This is a genomic window from Xanthobacter autotrophicus, from assembly GCF_030015065.1.
In the GTDB taxonomy this organism is placed as follows: domain Bacteria; phylum Pseudomonadota; class Alphaproteobacteria; order Rhizobiales; family Xanthobacteraceae; genus Xanthobacter; species Xanthobacter autotrophicus_D.
On sequence record NZ_JAIVFN010000558.1, the window covers coordinates 1 to 392 of the forward strand.

At 63.0% G+C, this 392-nt stretch carries 1 protein-coding gene; it reads right to left on the minus strand.

What is annotated here, in order from left to right:
* Nucleotides 1–392: TetR/AcrR family transcriptional regulator C-terminal domain-containing protein (locus tag K9U40_RS24500; protein WP_282892632.1), on the minus strand; the 392-nt coding region annotated here is incomplete at both ends.

Sequence of the window (392 nt, forward strand, 5' to 3'; positions counted from 1 at the left end):
GTATGGAAGCGCTGTTTGTCGAAATCCTGACCGGCGATCATGCTCAGCAGCAGTTCGGCCATGAAGTGCGGGTCGTCATGCCGGAGCTGGCCTTGCATGCAAACGGTTTCAATCCATTCAGCAAGATGAAGCGTCAGCGCGCCGGCACCGTGCCGGTACAGCGTACGCGCCTCTTCGGGAAACTGGGCTGCCTCGGCTGCAATCAGCCGGCAGGCCTGTCCTACGTGCGGTTGGTTGAAATGCTCCAGGAAGTCGGTGGCGAACTGGAGAAGGCTGGCACGCAGGTCGTCACTGCGGAGTGCACGCAGCATGGCCCCGGTGGCGTGGCCGACGTGGCGCTGCATCACCCGGCGCAGCAGTTCCTGCTTGCTGCCGTAGCGCGAGTACAGGGT